A 16,143-nucleotide genomic window follows, 5' to 3' on the forward strand; every position below is an offset into this window, starting at 1 on the left:
CTTTGGACATCACGGATGATTTAAAAATCCGATTTTCCTGCTTTTTGGAGTAGGTGTTTCAATCAATTTTCGGATCGTATCAAAAACACTTTTAAATTGGGTGTCGTATTTTTTCTCAAGTTCCATGAGCTTTCGAGCGAGAGCTTTGTGGGTTGCCAAGATCTCTCGCAGACTCACAAAAGCACGAACAACTTGTACACTTGCTTGGACGGCAATGTCACTATTCAAAATAGCGGCTAACATAATAGCCCCGTGTTCCGTAAACGCATAAGGTTGGGTGGGAGAAAACTTAAAATAGGAGAGGTGTCCGCAATTTGCGGAGACTTCACTGGTTTCCTCTTTAGTCAATTGGAACATGAAATCTTCCGGAAATCTGGCTAAATTACGCCTTAACTGCTCCCTAAGCCTTTTTGCGGAAACGCCATAAACTCGAGCCAAATCCGCATCAATCATTACTTTTTGCCCACGAATCCAAAGAATCGTCTGTTCAATCTGCCCCACTGGAATTATTTCAATAGCTACCATGAAACCCCTCTTAAACGGTAAATAGCAATTGTTATGCCATCTATCAGGAGCTGAAATTCCAAGGGTTTATTGAAAATAGAAGGTAAAAGCGTCTAAAAAAGAGACGGTGGGAGTTCGATTTGTGGATGGTGGGACGCGACACCCATCTAAAACTTTTTGATGCGTCCATCCTTCATGATTAAGAGGGCCAGGCTATGTATTTTAGGATCAGGATCGTTTAAAATTTCAGAAAGTATAGGATCAGGAAGGCCAACCCAAGCCATATGTCGAATGGCATGCGTGATATAAGACCGGCGAGAAGGGTGAGAGGGATCATATCCTTTTTTTATTATTTGAACGAATAAGGGCACAATTTGAAAAGCTTGGTCAGTAAAACAGCTTAGAGCCTCGATAGCAGCTTTCATAGTTGATTCATCGGGATCATCCAAATGACGGATTAAATTTGGAATGACCGAAGGAACCCCCAGATTCCCTAACATTTTGGCTGCCAAAGCACGGACGGAAGGGATTTCGGACTCAAGGAGATTTTTAAATTTTTCAAATGCCCCTGCGAACTCCTCGCTCGTTTCAAAAACCTCATTGAAAATTTTTGGGTCATAAAGATCAGTTGCATCAATATAAGCGTCTCCAAATTTTTCCCAATTGCCGGCTAAGAATTTTTCACGGATTCTCGTAATCGTTTGGTTATGGGTATAGTAATTTGCGACAGCGACGGATTCCTGCGGATTAATACAATAAGAGCTGTCCCGTAGGCCATGATCACGAAAACGAGACCTCAAATAACGAAGGCGCTTTTCGTCCCGCAAAATACGGCATGCAGCCCCAAATTTATCACGAAATTCCTGAAGCTCTGGGATCCGACATAGGTTCTGGTTCTTATCCAATAAAATGGGGTGATTCGGTTGCCGTTCCGACGCGTAATACTCATCGAAATCCTTGGGGTTGTTAGGATCGACATATGTAAAATCATCGATGGCATGATTTAGTTCGTGTAGGACGATTTCACGAGTTAAGTCCTCGCCCGAAAGATGCACGGTATTATCATCTGGTTCATAATAGGCCTGGGAAAAAGGGCATTCCTGTTCGATTCTGGATGGTTCGCTCAAGACAATGGAGAGAGGTTGTTCCTTGGAGATACCTTGGCTCAAAAGTTTCAAATATTCACTAGCTTCGGCGAAGGATTCTTCGAGCAGGCGAAAATTATCATTGGTCATGAACTTCGCCTCTCCCCGAACTTTAAAAGTATAGCCAAAGACGCTGAAGCTTCTTGTCACAAAATCATGGTGTAAAACGGGGGCACCCATATTTTAAATCCTCCCGACTATTATCGGTATCTTATGGGAAAAGGTTTCCATTAAATTGATGGGAGTTAAGACTTAAACACGGCTTTCTCCAAACGGGTAATGCGTTCCAAGATTCCGTTTTTTTCTTGAAGAAGATATGCCCTTAAAGCCTGGTTGAGGATTGTTTGGTACTTATTTCCGCTTTGAAGCGCCATGTCGCGTAGTGCTTCCAAGACATCTTTGTCCAGGTTAGTAGTAATCCTGATTTTTGCCCGGGCCAGTTCTTCTTTGGAGAGGACAGGGCCCTTGATCCTTTTCATCTTACTGGGGTCAGGTATTTTTTTCATAATATTTTCTCCAATAGGCTGCACCGAAAACCCTGATCGTACTGCCGCGTAAAGTGTATCGCACGGTGATTATTTTCCCCTCTAGAGTTTTACCGATGGCATAAAGTCTGTTTTCTTCAGAAGAATGTTTGTCATCTTCGACATGGATTATTTTCGGATCTGAAAAAACCTCTATGGCTTTTCCAAAGGGGATGCCATGCTTTTTAATACTTTCCAGCTCCTTTTTTATATGCCACTCAAAAGTATAGCCCCTATCGTGATGTATGATTTTATGCATATAAGTATGTATAGACAAGAACTATTTAAAAATCTGTGGTTCCTGCCCATCGAAAATGACTAAAGCAATTTGGATGCCAGGATTAAGTGGCTGAAATATCAGCAGGAGGCGCAGTGGAAGTGTAAAAAGCGTCCAAAAAAAAGACGGTGGAGTCCGATTTGTGGACGGTTGTTAGGGGTTTGGATCCCGCCCAAGATTAGTCCCGGTGCCCGGCCCACATAACAACCGTCTTCATCGGACCACTCGACGATTTTGAGATATTGGTTATTTTTTTTCTTCTTTTTCGCCATAAATTTCTTTTAATGCCAGTTTAAGTGTTTTTTCCTGATAGGGTTTGGCATCATCCCCTTCTTTATAATTCTAGCCAACCAGAGATTTCTGAATTAACGATGTGGTTCTAAAATAAGACCATCAATTTCTCGGTGATATCCTAAATTTTCCCATTCAATAGAATCAAAAGCTTTTATAATTTTTAAAGAAGAATGATTGGATGAATCTTCCGGTACTATTTCATAAAGATATTCAACAGGCCCACCTCGTGGGTTAAAAACTTGAGGATCTGTAGTTGATGGAGTTACCGTTACCACTTCAGATGAAAGATAACTCAGAGCTCCGGTTTGTGCCACTTGTTGAAGATGGGCTAATTGGACATGATATCTGAAAACATTCAAGAGAGGGATCGATGCCACTGAGTATTCCACCTCAAACCAAGGATTACGAGTTTCGGGATAACGTCGTTGAAGATGTCCAATGACTGGTTGAAAACACATGGCAGCAAATTGGGTGAGAACCATCGATGAGACAACGAAAGCTACTTTATCTTTTGCATAAACAGGCCCCAGCGATGCCAAACGGGATAAGTTAAATTCAGATATATATTGCAAAATTCTTTGTACAGTTTGTTCTGCCGTTGTGCTTGTATCAAAAATATTCATGAGTTCAGCTACAACTTCCTGAAAAAGTCCCCCCGTGAAATCGCGATGATCTAATTGAACAAATGGTTTTATTTCAGCAGGAAGTCTGTGATGAGCTAATTGCATGGGTTCTAACTGAACATCGTTAAGAATGACGGTGTAGCCAGCGGCAACCATTTCCTCAATGGGTATTTCGCGACAATGACCAGCACCGAGTACCAGAACTTTGGGGCGGCGCTCCGGGTCAGCATGGCTTGGAAACCCATGATAGGCGGTTACTTGGCCGAGTGCTTCTAGAATATTTTCCTTACTTTTTTGAATGAAGGGGCCTTCTTGGGGTGAAAATTGCGCCGCTCTTTTGTAATCAATAGACTTTCCCAAGTATATCCAATCTCTAATCTCATCAAAGCTGGCGCGTTTGCGGGCTGTGGCTTGAAGCGATGTTGATGACTTTGGGGCTAGGACCATGCCTTGAATATTGGATATCCGTTCTGGATGGCTCCAAGTCCATGGGGCAAAGGTAAGAACGGGTTGAAGGGTGAGATCATCGGGAATAATTTCAGCTAAAGCTTGTGCTGCCGTATTTGAAGTTTTTAAAAGGATGGCATACAGCTTTATGCTAGGGGGAAAAGATACAAAAACATCTGAGGACAAGTATGTCGGCCCATTAAATTTAGCCAGAGCTCTTACATGTGCTTTAATTCCCTGCACTTTCAAATTAAACATAGAGGGCAGGATTGCTTGCATGTATGTTGTTGAAACTTGCTGATGCCCTCCGGTTACTTCGTAATGGTTGGCTAAACGGTTGGCAATGGCGTGAACAAGTGATTCGGTGAATTGGGTAAGGACCATCGACGAAACAACGTATTCGGCATCTTTCCATGGGCCCATCAAATCCATGGCATCAAATCGTTCTTGGCTAAAGTTGTCCAAAAGGGTTCTCAAGTTTTGCACAGCTTCTTCGATGGTAGAACTTGTAGCCATGATGTCGTCAATTTCAGGGATAATTTCTAAAAGCAGATCGCCAGTAAAATCTCTTTCGTCCCGAATGGCATATTTTCTTAAGTTAAAGTCAAGATCGTTGACGGCTTGTTTGAGAGCAGTATCGTTTATATCGGATAAGATCACAGTGTAACCGGCCTCAATCAGTTTTTTTAACGGAATTTCTTTGCAGCGACCTGCACCTAAAACAAGTATTTTTGGCCTTTGATTGGGATCTGGATCTTTTAATTGACCATGGCGCGGGGTTACGAATTGCAATCCGGCAAGAATATTCTCATGACTTTTGTCGATGAATTCCTTTTGCTTGATAGCAAGGACACGATTGGCTTTTTCAGCTTTTAATTCTGATTCAAAAGCCACATCCAACCCTGTCCAAGCTAGAGCCTTGGCGATGGTGACTTTTTTTCTTGTTGATGTTCCGGAGGTGACTGTTTCCCCGGCACCCGTAACCAGCTCATCATTTCCCGCCATCCGATAACCCGAGGCATCGTCATACCCCGCCAAATTTCCGTTCCCATCATACACCGCTTGCCGGGCCATGTGAGCGGCACCATGATGGAAGGGGTCTATGGCAGGGATTTCGGGAAGAGCGGGATTTTCGACTTCTAAAGTGGCTATGCCGGGTGTTGAGTTGCGTGCAGCCAAGCCAGCCAAAGTGTGGCCAGGGTTTACAGTTAAAAAAGTGGAAGTGTGGGTTTGTCTTTGGGGTGTGCTTCTTCGGGGAAAAGCGAGCAAACTGCCGGCAGGATGGTATCCCGCATGAGTCAACCCAAGCCCTCCCGGGCGTAATAAGTTAAACGTAGGTCCTGCCATAAATTTTTTTCTAGTGGGGTTTTAACTTTTTAGTAGTGTACATTTACACTGCATCCCCCTTTAAAAAAGGGGGACACAGGGAGATTTTACCCGTATTCTTTTCTGCATCGGGGGAGATATAAACAAAGCGGGCACGAAAACAAATCCCCCTTAATCCCCCTTTTTTAAAGGGGGAAAGATAAGGTCTGAATCAAAAGTTAAACTGCTATAGTAGTTTGACTATCATCGGCAAATGGGAAGAAGAGTTGCGGGAAATTTTAAGGGATTGGGTGTAGGGACAATCCTAGGATTGTCCCTACCGCGATTTATTTACTTCCATCCTTTGGCAATGTTTTCTCACCGGGCATTTAGAACACCACGGTGAAATAGGGACACACAGGTTTTGGCCGAAGGTGACCAGAATGTCGTTATAGGTTTTCCAGTGTTTTTTGGGGAGTTTTTGGCGAAGGGCCATTTCGGATTCGTCCGGTGTTTTTGTTTTGATGAATTCCCAGCGGTTTGAAATGCGGTGAACGTGAGTATCCACACAGATGCCGTAATCATTAAATCCCACCGTCAAAACGAGATTGGCTGTTTTCCGCCCGACACCGGGAAGGGCTAGCAGCTCCTCCATCGAACGCGGGACCTTTCCATCATATTTTTCCATCAAGATCGCACAGGTTTTCAAAATGCTCTTTGCCTTGGTTTTGTAGAAGCCGGCGGGGTAGATGAGTTTCTCAATTTCTTGCGGTTTTAATTTCAGAATTTCTTGCGGCGTTTTGGCTTTTTCAAATAACCGGAGGGAAGCGGCCATGGTCACGGCATCCTTTGTGCGCAGCGACAAGATGGTGCTGATCAAAGTTTCAAACGGCCGATCAACGGCATTCTCGGCAATCACGCCCACGACGGGGACCTTCCATTGCTTGATTTTTTTCCTGAGAATAATCAGGGTTTTTTCTATTGTGGAAATATCCATTGTTTTGTATCCGTAGGGCCGTCTTTATTTGAACCATTTTAAAAGGAAAGGATATTATGAAAACACGCACCGAATCCGATTCCATGGGGGAAGTTCAAATTCCTGAACAATTTTTATATGGCGCCTCAACACAGCGCGCGGTGGATAATTTCCATGTTTCAAAACGCCGGTTTGACCGGGGGTTTATCAAAGCGCTGGGCCTTGTCAAATGGGCGGCGGCCGAGGCCAATTGTTCCTTGGGGCGCTTAGACGCCAAGCTTTCCAAAGCCATTGCCGAAAAATCCCTCGAAGTCGCCGAAGGAAAACACGATACCCACTTCATATTGGACATTTATCAAACCGGTTCCGGCACTTCCACCAACATGAATGCCAATGAGGTTATTTCGAACCTGGCAAATCCCTCTTTGGGCGGGATGGTGGGCTCCAAAAAACCGGTGCATCCCAATGACCATGTCAACATGGGGCAGTCATCCAATGATGTTATTCCCACGACCATCCATGTGGGAGCGGCTCTGGGCATGGCAAAGGGGCTTATTCCCGCGCTCAAAGAACTGCATAAAGCGCTTGGTGATAAAGCTAAAGAATTTAAGGATGTGGTCAAAATCGGGCGGACCCATTTACAGGATGCAACCCCTGTGACTTTGGGGCAGGAATTTTCAGGTTATGCTTCACAAATTGAGCACAGCTTTAAACGCCTGGCCCATGCCCTTGAAGGGCTTTTGGAGCTTCCCATTGGGGGAACCGCTGTGGGTACGGGAATTAATACGCACCCTGAGTTTTCCAAAAAAGTGTGTGAAAATCTGACCAAACAAACAGGCTTAAAATTCACCGAGGCCGAAAATCATTTTGAAGCCCAAGCTGCCAAAGACGCCTGTGTCTTTGCCAGTGGGGCTTTAAAGACCATTGCTGTTTCATTGATGAAGATTGCCAATGATATCCGTTGGCTTTCTTCCGGCCCTCGCTGTGCCATTACCGAAATTTATCTGCCCGAACTTCAACCCGGTTCTTCCATTATGCCCGGCAAGGTAAACCCGGTCATTCCTGAATCGGTCATGCAAATTTCAGCACAGGTGCAGGGAAATGATTTGGCAGTGCAAATTGGCGCGCAGCACGGCAATTTCGAGTTAAACGTCATGATGCCCGTGATTGCAGGGAATTTATTTGAGTCGATCGAGCTTTTGACCAATGGCAGCGTGATGTTGGCTGATAAATGCATCAGGGGCATTGCTGCCAACAAAGAACGGTGCACCGAGCTCATGGAAAAAAGCCTGGCGCTTGTCACCAATCTGAATCCTGTCATTGGTTATGACAAAGCAGCGGCCCTTTCCAAAAAAGCCTTTAAAGAAAACAAAACCATTCGGGAATTATTAAAGGCCGAAAAGACTCTTTCAGATGCCGATATTGAAAAATATCTGGATCCAAAGACAATGTTGTCGCCGAGGTAGGGTAAGTAGGGACAATCCTAGGATTGTCCCTACGGGATAGGGTTATTTTTTTGCCGGTTTTTCGTCCAACACACTTGCATCCACACTATATTGCTGGCTCAACATTTTTAAAACAGCAATGGCATTTGCACTATTGTTGAATACAACGGGGGTTTTTGCTGCTTCGACCATTCCGTTTGATTTAAATTCTTCAATAAATTGATGATAAGTGGAAAAGTTAACATCTCCCAACGTAGCTAAAGCCTGAGCTAAAGGTTCATTGCCTGTAAAACCATTACTATTATCGGTTAAATAAAGGGCTATCAGGTAATCCACGGCAAAATAAGCATAAACATCCGCTTCAGTCACTTTTGTTTTTGGCCCCCCCATTTTTTTCTGAAACATTTTTGTTACGGGGTTTTTTTCTGAAAAATCCACGAGAAATTTGAGTTTTTTGGAGAAATCATCACAAGTAAAAGGAGTGAGTTGTTGATTTCCATACATTGCTGAAACGGTTTTGGCTTGAGTGAGATCCGCTTTATTATCGGCCAATACTTTTTTTACATCTTCCTCAGCCTGACAAACATGCCCACGCGTCCCTCCAAGAGGAATATTTGAATATTTTCCGTCGATTGCTCCATCCAATTTATCAAGTCTTTGTAAAAGATTGGTCATAGTTCCCATAAAAAAGTCCTTTCGATAATTTTGGTGAACTGCAGTCGAACCATCAATGGCGTGATGCCAAATCATGGTTCGATCACCGCGTAGCGGGATTCCGTTTGCGGAACGGAGCTCACCATGTCCATTTTTTTAATTACGCCATTTACTCGTGAACCCCGTATTACGAGCGATGAGTCCACGAGAACATTTCTCGATCAACCTTCGTGACGTTCCCAAAATTGCCTTACACGCCTCATGAGTATCCTTCCCTCATCGTTTCCAAAGGGATTATGGTGTCCCTGAAATCTGTAAAGCACATGCTGTGGGTTTTCGTTGAGAGATTCATTCCAGTGCCTCATGGCTTCATCCATGTCGATCCATCCATCTCCTTCGGGGGACACGGCCAAGAGAGTGGGTGGATAAGGCAGCGCATGTTCATCGGCGTCCGTCATGTTCAAGCCTCGGATTTTTTGTGCCATTCCCTTCACAAAACCGCAAAAGTCCCTGGCAAATATCCGTCCCATATGGGTGGAACGTATCCCTTCTCGCGTGAATTCTTGAATCAACCGGCCCTCGGTGCTTTCTTTGTCAATGCCGGGAGGGAAGATCCATTTGGGGGGGATCAAATAAAAGAAAAAGCTGAAGAGGGAGGCCCATTCCATAAAACGATTCATCCGAATGGCAGGGCTGATGAGGGTGGAGGTGGCAATCTCGGTGTGATTTTCTTCGGATGTCCAGATCGCATGGGGACCGGATTCTGTCATCATAAGGTCGTGGGCATAAACCATAAATCCCGCTCCTCGACTAAACCCAAGTTCGTGGATGGGAAGGCCGCTGAGGAAGGGGAGGGCTTCAAAAGCTTCCCGAAATCCTCGGTAATAAAAGGTAACGAAGGCATCAAACATGTCTTCCACAGAGGTAATGGGGTCCACATGGGGGGCGTGGCCTAGATTTTCGTGATAGATGACGGCCGTATCGCCGATTTGGTCCCCTGCCGTATTCAAGAGAATGGGAGGCAAAAGACCCACCGCGGCTGTTGCAAAGCTTCCGTTGTTTCCGTCCTCAATGGCAATGACTCGGCGTGGGGTGGGCGGGCTGATGGTAATGACATTGGTTGAGCCCGTCCAAGGGGAATCAGGCCGCAAACTCTTCAAAGCCCCATGCGCTTGGCGTTCGATGGGGAGAGGGTTGGAATGGATATGGAATTGATCCACATCCACCCGGGGCATGGCGCGACGAAGCACACTTCTGTATTGCCCAACAATTTGGGTGGGGGTTGCTCTGTGAGGCAGGGCTCTAGGGGCTAAAAATGGTATTGGCATATTTTTACGTACATATCGATTTCCTTGCCAGAAAGTTGCTTAAAATTTCATCAAAATAAAAAATATTTTTAATACGGATCTTTGACTCACTTATTCCCCATGATATGAGAAAAATAGGGACAATCCTAGGATTGTCCCTACGGAATATGGTTTCATCACACTCCATTGCTTTTTTTGACGTCGATCACACCCTGATGCCGTGCAATTCGGGGTATTACACCACTTTGCGTTTGGTGCGCCGTGGGTATATGAAAAAGCGCCGCCTGATTCAGGCCGTTGGTTATTCGCTTATCTCAATTTTTCACGACCCCGATGTCCAAAAAGTTTACAAAAATGCCATTGCTGATTTGGTGGGGTTGTCCCTTGAAGAACTTTTTAAAGTGGGGCGTGAAACCTATGATCGCGATCTCAAACACCTTATCTATTCCGAGGCCATCAATCAAATTGAACATCATCGGAATGAAGGGCATAAAATTATTTTACTCACCAGTGCGCCCTACATGACAATGAAAATTCTGATGGATGAATTAAAAGTGGACGATGTCTATTGCATGGGGCCGGAAATAGAAAACGGGATTTTATCCAATCGCCTGTGTTTACCCTTATGTTATGGGACCAACAAGGTCCATTATGCAATCAAAGCCGCTAAAAAACACCAAGTGGACCTTAAAGATTGTTATTTTTATACCGACCATTGGCGGGATGTTGCGCTTTTATACCAGATTGGGCACCCACGCGTGGTGAATCCGAAGCGAAAATTGGAAAAAATAGCGTTAGAGAAAAAATGGCCGATTTTGAGGTGGAAAAAAATGGCGAATGATGCTGGGACCGGTCCTTCGACTCCGCTCAGGAACCGGTAACGGGATTATTTAAAGAGAGGTCCCTGAGCGTAGTCGAAGGGCCGGGGTGACGTTCAAGAATTCTCGCCATCTTTCCACCAATTTCAAACACCGTTCCCGCTTCCTTCATCTTATACGGCACATACCCCAGACAAATTGGTTTTTGATATTTTGTTGAAAAAGTCGACGAGGTCACTTTGCCCACAATTTGTTCATCCTTCATGATGAGAGTTCCGGGTTCCGGCACTTCTTTCCCTTCGATGACTAACAATTCCAAAATCTTATTCACATGCCCCTTGTAATGAAGCCTCGCGATGATTTCTTGGCCTAGATAGCAGCCTTTAGTGAAGCTTAAAGCATGGTCTAATTTTCCTTCTTGGGGGAGATTTTCCTCGGTGACATCCACGCCCACTTTGGGAATGCCGTTTTCGATGCGTTCGGATTCGAGGCATCCCCCTTTAGAAAAGGGGGACCGAGGGGGATTTTTCCCGTCCCCTGGAGGACGGATAATTTCAACTTTCGACAGGGGAGCTAATCTCTTAAAGTGATCCAGGACTTTTTCCACGAAAATTCGGGGTACCCATACTTCAAAGTCATCTTCGTTCCGAAGGACATGCATATCTGCCACGACTTTTCCTTTGATGGTGAGGAGGAGATTGTAATTTGTCTCACCCGTTTTCAAATTTTTGATGTCGTTGGTGAGTTGTCCATTTAAAAGCGAACAGGCTTTTTCACCTTTAAAAACAAGGGGCACAAGATCTGTTTGAAAATAAATTTTGAGAGGTTGATCATTCATGAAGAAATAACCTAGAATGCATAAATCTTGTTCCCACGCTCCAGCGTGGGAACGTAAAAGGCGACGCTCTAGCGTCGAAAACTTGTGTCCCCACGCTGGAGCGTGGGAACAAGAGGTATGGGTTTGCCCCTACACGTTATCAAATGTTTCGAATATTATTTCTTCTCGTTTCCATTTTTTTAGTTTCCTGTCAATCGACACCTTCTTTGTCATCTTTATTTAAAGTGCCTGGTTTTGGTGGAAATGGGGATGATGATAACGGTCATGAAACTGTGCGTAATATCGGAGGTAATCCTTCCGCGGGCTCTCGGAATGTGTATGCCTCTGCCGATCTAAAAGCCCTTTGCGTGGATAACGATATCTGCGAGCCTTCCTATGCTCCGCTTTCGGGAAATTATTTATATACCTCGGGGCAGGATCTTTTGGATGCTACAGGCTGTAATTACGATTATGACCCCAATCTTACCTCGACTTTTGTTTTAAACCGCGTGGATGGTTCGATCAATGGACTGCGTCTTCTGTTTTCAAAAGAGGATTTGTTTTTTCTGGCGTGGGAATCGGTGCGCCACCAGATCAATCCTTATTTTTTGATGGGTATTTTGTCGCAAGAGTCGGCGGGCAATTGTTCCGCTGTGTCTGCAAGCCATGGGGAAGGTTGTTTTCAGATTACCAATACCTTTGGCCAGGCTCAGTTAGATGAAAGTTATTCCGACCGTGTGGCAAGCTGGTTTTGGACCGACCGGTCAGGCACCTATTACCCCGATGATGTGTTCATTGATGAGCTCACTTATTTTGGAAGCGAACCCGCAAGCGAGCAGTACCGGTTGACATTGGACCCTTCCGCGCATGAAATCGAGGGTGTTTCCATTTCAAGTGTGGCCAATTTTAATTTTGGCATTATTGCCGCGGGCCTTTATTTCCATTGGCAGCCGTATTTTGTTTATGAAAATTATTCAAGTTTACGCGATGAATTAAGGGATCTTTTCCAGACCAAAGATGGAAAAAGTTCTTGGCAGGCGGCGGCCTATAATGGAGGTATTACGCGGGCGCGCCAGGCCATTGGTGATGCTGGCAATGATTTTCTAAATGAAATGCGTGAAGAAACCCAGGATTATGTCCCCTCGGTTTTGGATTATTGCCGTGAATACGAAGAAGGGGAACTCACCGACAGTGCCACCTACACCGAAGACGAGGTGGATTTCATCATCGATCTTCTCTCCTACACCTATTCCAGCGATTCGGGCATTGATTGGGAAGCAGTCAAAGACGATGTGCATCAGGTTTTCTTTGAAGATGGGACCGAAGAACTCACCTTTGTCGATGACGTGAAAGCCCTTGTGTATGTCATTTCCACTCATGCAGCCGACCTTGGGCCAGAGTGGGCGGTGTTTTAAAGCTGGTCACCGATCTTTAAGCGGTCATTGAGCGGAGTCGAAATGCCGCTCCCTTCGACCCCTCGACTCCGCTCGGGGACCACTCCGCTCAGGGATCGACCAATACTAAAATTGAATACTGATGCTGTCGTTTCCCACCTTCGAATAACCCAAATCACCGGTGGCTGATGCAGGAGTATAGATGGTATCTCCATTGCCACTACCATCGGTATAGACATCGATATTTTGAAAAGCCTCAGCCGAAGTAAAAAGCTCGTCGGCAACAAAGGTGGTGAGGTCTGCTTGAATGGTCAAAAGAGAAACATAACCATCCGATTGCGGGACATAACCATAAAGGGTTCCGTCCGAGGTTTTTGTGACAAGCACGGACCCAATGGCTGAAGAAATGCTGTTGGTGCTGTTGATTTCACCGTCATCGGCTGTGTTATTGCTTTCAGGTACAGGAATTGCAGTCGATGAATCGAAGGTGGCGGCTACCTTATGTACCAAAACTCTTTGAAGGTTTGATTGTTTAACCAGCATTACTTTATTATTGTCCTCATCAAGATTACTGTTGGTAATAACGCTGATATCGTCCGTGGGCACATCCAAATCAATCGTTGATGTGGCAAAGCTGACCACATTGACAACGGTGATGAGTTGTTCGGCGGCATCTGTAGAACTATTGGCCACATATAAACGGTTTCCATTCAGGCTCATTTCATTAGGGGCCCCTAAAATGGCAATGGAAGTATTGTCCTCTGTGCCATCTTCGGCATTAAAGAAATAAAGATCCTCCCCCGTGGTGTCGGTGACATACACGCGCAAATTGGTGTTGTCAGCTTCCAGCCCGCCTAAAACATTGGTCTCTCCGGCGCCCACTATAATGGGCGAAAACGAGGCTTCCGTGATGGTGGTGCCATCAAAATCAAGAACAAGAATGCGGTTGGAAACAAGGTCCCCATCATCATTGGCCAACAATCCGGAAATAAAGAGCCGGGAGGTGCCTCCCACGGTGACAACGGCCACATGGGTGGGAACCGATGGCAACAAGTCATAAATGGTTTCATTGCGGTGCTTGTTGACTAAAGGAGAATTGACAAGGGTTGAACGTGAAGAGGCGCTTAGGGCAAACAGGCGGCCTTCTTTTTCCAGAATGAAAAGGCGGTTATTGGTTGAATCAACGGCCACCAATACGGGCTGGTTGTATCTGTTGCTCACTTGGGACGAGCTGCAGGAAAGGGAAGAAAATAAAATTGAAAAAATAATGAGAATTCGAAACATAAAATTTTTATCCTATTCCCTCTCCCTTGAGGGGAGAGGGTTAGGGAGAGGGTGGTTTCAATTGGCACCCTCCCCTTAGTCCCCTCCCCTCAAGGGAGGGGAGATTTGAAATCATGGGAACGACGCCACGACCTGCAATGTGCCGGCATTGATTACAGTAATGTTATTGGAATCAATATTGGCTACTAAAACGAGCTCGGTCGCTCCCCCATTAAAAGCACCCGTGGCCAGGGCAAACGGCTGGGAGCCTGTTTCAAAACCCGTATCCGCTTCTTTTAAAGAAATGCGCTGGATTTCTTCAAGCAAAGTCAAGTCAATGACCGAAATGGATTTGTCGGACGAATTAGCCACAAAGGCCCGGTTCGTATTCGTGTTAATGACAATCCCATTGGGGTTTAATTCAACGTCGATCAATTTTACCAGAATATCGGCATCATCAATTTCCAGGGGGTCGGCGTCATCGACCAAATCGGCATCAAAAACAAAAACAGAAGGGGGACTGCCATCGGTTGAATAAATGAAATGGTCGTCAAAAAGAATCCCGCGGGTGTTTAAAGGTTCCTGAGTGCCACCGGGATTGGGGGTTGAATCACTGACAACATGGGTGAGCGTGTTGGTGTCCAAATCGACGATAATAATTTTTCCTTTACGGTTTGAAATGAAAGCTCTGTCATTGGTGGTATCGACCGCAATGTTTTCGACATATTTTGTGCTGGCTTTGCGAACACCAGAATCAGAAGCGCTTGTTAAATCGATATCGGTCAGGCTGTTTAGGTCGGTGTCCAAAATGTTAAGCTCTTTGTCGCTGACCACAAGAACTTCCCCGTTATGAACAGCGGTTCCAAAAGGGTTTTTCCCAACGGTTCCCGTGGCTGTCTGGTCAATGGTCCCGGTCCCGACGGTGTATTTGATTAATTGATCGTTTTCACGAAAAGGGACATACAAGGAAGCTGCACCGTCAAAGGCGGCAGTGCCTGCATAGCGGGGCGTTGTGACAAGATCGGTTGCCGTAAGAACAGGGGCATTCGGGTCGGTGGCATCCACCGAAATGGTGATGATGGAACCGTTTTCGTAAAAGAAATCAACGTTGGAGTTGACAAGAATAATCTGTTCATTGGCGGTATCGGCAACAACACTAATAGGATTTGGAAGGGCAATGTGGGCACTGTCAAGCGCTGTGGGCAAATCGGGGAAAATATTCTGATTGGAAGCGCAGGAGGTGCACAATAAAAAAAGAAAAATTGTTTTTTTAAGAGTCATTGAATCAATCACCCTTCGACAAGCTTGTATATGTAAGGGCAATTCATGAATTGCCCTTACATGGATATGGTAAGCTACGTCGAACCATATAATTATTTTTCCAACGCCGCGTGGGCTGCTGCCAGGCGTGCAATGGGAACACGGTAAGGGGAACAGCTGACATAATCAAGCCCGATGCGATGGCAAAATTTGACCGATTCGGGGTCGCCACCATGCTCGCCACAAAGGCCCAGTTTCAAATCTTTTTTAACCTTGCGGCCTTTTTCAAGCCCCATGCGGACAAGTTCCCCGACTCCATTTTGATCAAGCGAAACAAATGGATCGATGTCGAGAATGTGGTGGTCTACATAAAAAGGCAAGAACTTGCTGGCATCATCACGGGATAAACCATACGTTGTTTGAGTCAGGTCATTTGTGCCATAGCTGAAGAAGTCGGCATATTCAGCAATTTCATGGGCTGTGATGGCCGCACGAGGGAGCTCGATCATGGTGCCGATGAGGTATTTTATCTTTACGCCTTTTTCCTTCATGACCTGTTGGCAGACGGTTTCGGCATTTTTTCTCATCAACTTCAATTCATTGACGTGCCCGACCAAAGGAATCATGATTTCGGGGATGATTTTGAATTTTTCTTCCTTCACCAGCTCGCAGGCGGCTTCCATGATGGCGCGTACCTGCATGTCATAAATTTCAGGGAAGGTGATTCCCAAACGACAACCACGGTGGCCCAGCATGGGGTTGAATTCTTTGAGTGAATCATTTTTACGTTTCAAGATTTCGGCAGAAAGTCCCATTCTTTGGGCCAGGGCCGAAATTTCTTCGTCGGTATGGGGCAGGAATTCATGAAGAGGGGGGTCTAAAAGGCGGATGGTAACCGGCAAGCCCTTCATTTCACGGAAGATGCCCTTAAAATCACCCTTTTGCATGGGGAGAATTCTGGCCAGCGGTTTTTCGCGTGCCTCCCGCGTTTCCGCCAAGATCATTTCACGCACGGCTTCAATACGTTCGGCTTCAAAAAACATGTGCTCGGTGCGGCAAAGCCCAATGCCTTCGGCTCCAAAATCACGGG

Annotated in this window: 15 protein-coding genes and 1 pseudogene (1 of these 16 cut by a window edge); 3 read left to right on the forward strand and 13 right to left on the reverse strand. The window is 45.5% G+C overall.

Annotated elements, in window-relative coordinates; all coding sequences use genetic code 11:
- Positions 1–9: 9 nt before the first annotated feature.
- The 7 genes from A2048_02440 to A2048_02470 form a co-directional block, all read right to left on the reverse strand.
- The gene (locus tag A2048_02440; GenBank protein ID OGP08913.1) at positions 10–525 is read right to left on the reverse strand and encodes a hypothetical protein; all 516 of its coding nucleotides are present in this window, start codon (positions 523–525) and stop codon (positions 10–12) included.
- Between the two features lie 146 nt (positions 526–671).
- A complete protein-coding gene (locus A2048_02445; GenBank protein OGP08914.1) occupies positions 672–1,829 on the reverse strand; it encodes a hypothetical protein in 1,158 nt (385 codons plus the stop codon).
- A 65-nt stretch (positions 1,830–1,894) separates the two neighbouring features.
- Positions 1,895–2,155: a hypothetical protein gene (locus A2048_02450; GenBank protein ID OGP08915.1), complete on the reverse strand. Its 261-nt coding sequence runs from the start codon at positions 2,153–2,155 to the stop codon at positions 1,895–1,897.
- Positions 2,139–2,432 (reverse strand): hypothetical protein, encoded by a 294-nt coding sequence (locus A2048_02455; protein ID OGP08916.1) that lies wholly within the window; start codon positions 2,430–2,432, stop codon positions 2,139–2,141. The genes A2048_02450 and A2048_02455 overlap by 17 nt, the downstream gene beginning before the upstream one ends.
- Before the next feature lie 98 nt (positions 2,433–2,530).
- Positions 2,531–2,722, reverse strand: a complete 192-nt coding sequence (locus tag A2048_02460; protein ID OGP08917.1) for a hypothetical protein — start codon at positions 2,720–2,722, stop codon at positions 2,531–2,533.
- A 93-nt stretch (positions 2,723–2,815) separates the two neighbouring features.
- Complete coding sequence (locus A2048_02465; GenBank protein OGP08918.1) at positions 2,816–5,161, reverse strand: hypothetical protein; 2,346 nt, start codon at positions 5,159–5,161, stop codon at positions 2,816–2,818.
- A gap of 295 nt (positions 5,162–5,456) precedes the next feature.
- Entirely contained in the window at positions 5,457–6,116 is a 660-nt protein-coding gene (locus tag A2048_02470) for an endonuclease III (GenBank protein ID OGP08919.1), read from the reverse strand.
- A gap of 56 nt (positions 6,117–6,172) precedes the next feature.
- Here A2048_02470 and aspA point away from each other — a divergent pair, with 56 nt between their 5' ends.
- Positions 6,173–7,561 carry an aspartate ammonia-lyase gene (gene aspA, locus A2048_02475; protein ID OGP08920.1) on the forward strand — a complete coding sequence of 463 codons (1,389 nt, stop codon included), beginning with the start codon at positions 6,173–6,175 and terminating at the stop codon, positions 7,559–7,561.
- Between the two features lie 42 nt (positions 7,562–7,603).
- Here the strand turns inward: aspA and A2048_02480 are convergent, their stop codons facing one another.
- Both A2048_02480 and A2048_02485 read right to left on the reverse strand, forming a co-directional pair.
- Positions 7,604–8,290 (reverse strand): hypothetical protein, encoded by a 687-nt coding sequence (locus tag A2048_02480; GenBank protein OGP08921.1) that lies wholly within the window; start codon positions 8,288–8,290, stop codon positions 7,604–7,606.
- A 125-nt stretch (positions 8,291–8,415) separates the two neighbouring features.
- A complete protein-coding gene (locus A2048_02485; GenBank protein OGP08922.1) occupies positions 8,416–9,522 on the reverse strand; it encodes a hypothetical protein in 1,107 nt (368 codons plus the stop codon).
- Between the two features lie 146 nt (positions 9,523–9,668).
- Here A2048_02485 and A2048_02490 point away from each other — a divergent pair, with 146 nt between their 5' ends.
- Positions 9,669–10,382: a hypothetical protein gene (locus tag A2048_02490; protein ID OGP08923.1), complete on the forward strand. Its 714-nt coding sequence runs from the start codon at positions 9,669–9,671 to the stop codon at positions 10,380–10,382.
- Here A2048_02490 and A2048_02495 read toward each other — a convergent pair.
- Positions 10,369–11,157, reverse strand: coding sequence for a hypothetical protein (locus A2048_02495; GenBank protein ID OGP08924.1), 789 nt, complete (start codon positions 11,155–11,157; stop codon positions 10,369–10,371). The two genes, A2048_02490 and A2048_02495, sit on opposite strands and share 14 nt — an antisense overlap.
- A gap of 143 nt (positions 11,158–11,300) precedes the next feature.
- Here A2048_02495 and A2048_02500 point away from each other — a divergent pair, with 143 nt between their 5' ends.
- Complete coding sequence (locus A2048_02500; GenBank protein ID OGP08925.1) at positions 11,301–12,551, forward strand: hypothetical protein; 1,251 nt, start codon at positions 11,301–11,303, stop codon at positions 12,549–12,551.
- A 105-nt stretch (positions 12,552–12,656) separates the two neighbouring features.
- Here A2048_02500 and A2048_02505 read toward each other — a convergent pair whose 3' ends face one another.
- The 3 genes and pseudogenes from A2048_02505 to A2048_02515 form a co-directional block, all read right to left on the reverse strand.
- Positions 12,657–13,814: a hypothetical protein gene (locus A2048_02505; GenBank protein ID OGP08926.1), complete on the reverse strand. Its 1,158-nt coding sequence runs from the start codon at positions 13,812–13,814 to the stop codon at positions 12,657–12,659.
- Between the two features lie 111 nt (positions 13,815–13,925).
- On the reverse strand, positions 13,926–15,074 hold the full coding sequence (locus A2048_02510; GenBank protein ID OGP08927.1) for a hypothetical protein: 1,149 nt from the start codon (positions 15,072–15,074) through the stop codon (positions 13,926–13,928).
- A 92-nt stretch (positions 15,075–15,166) separates the two neighbouring features.
- Positions 15,167–16,143: pseudogene (locus tag A2048_02515) on the reverse strand (pyruvate, phosphate dikinase) (it continues 1,720 nt past the right edge of the window).

The sequence above is a fragment of the Deltaproteobacteria bacterium GWA2_45_12 genome, from assembly GCA_001797365.1.
Classification (GTDB): domain Bacteria; phylum UBA10199; class UBA10199; order UBA10199; family UBA10199; genus UBA10199.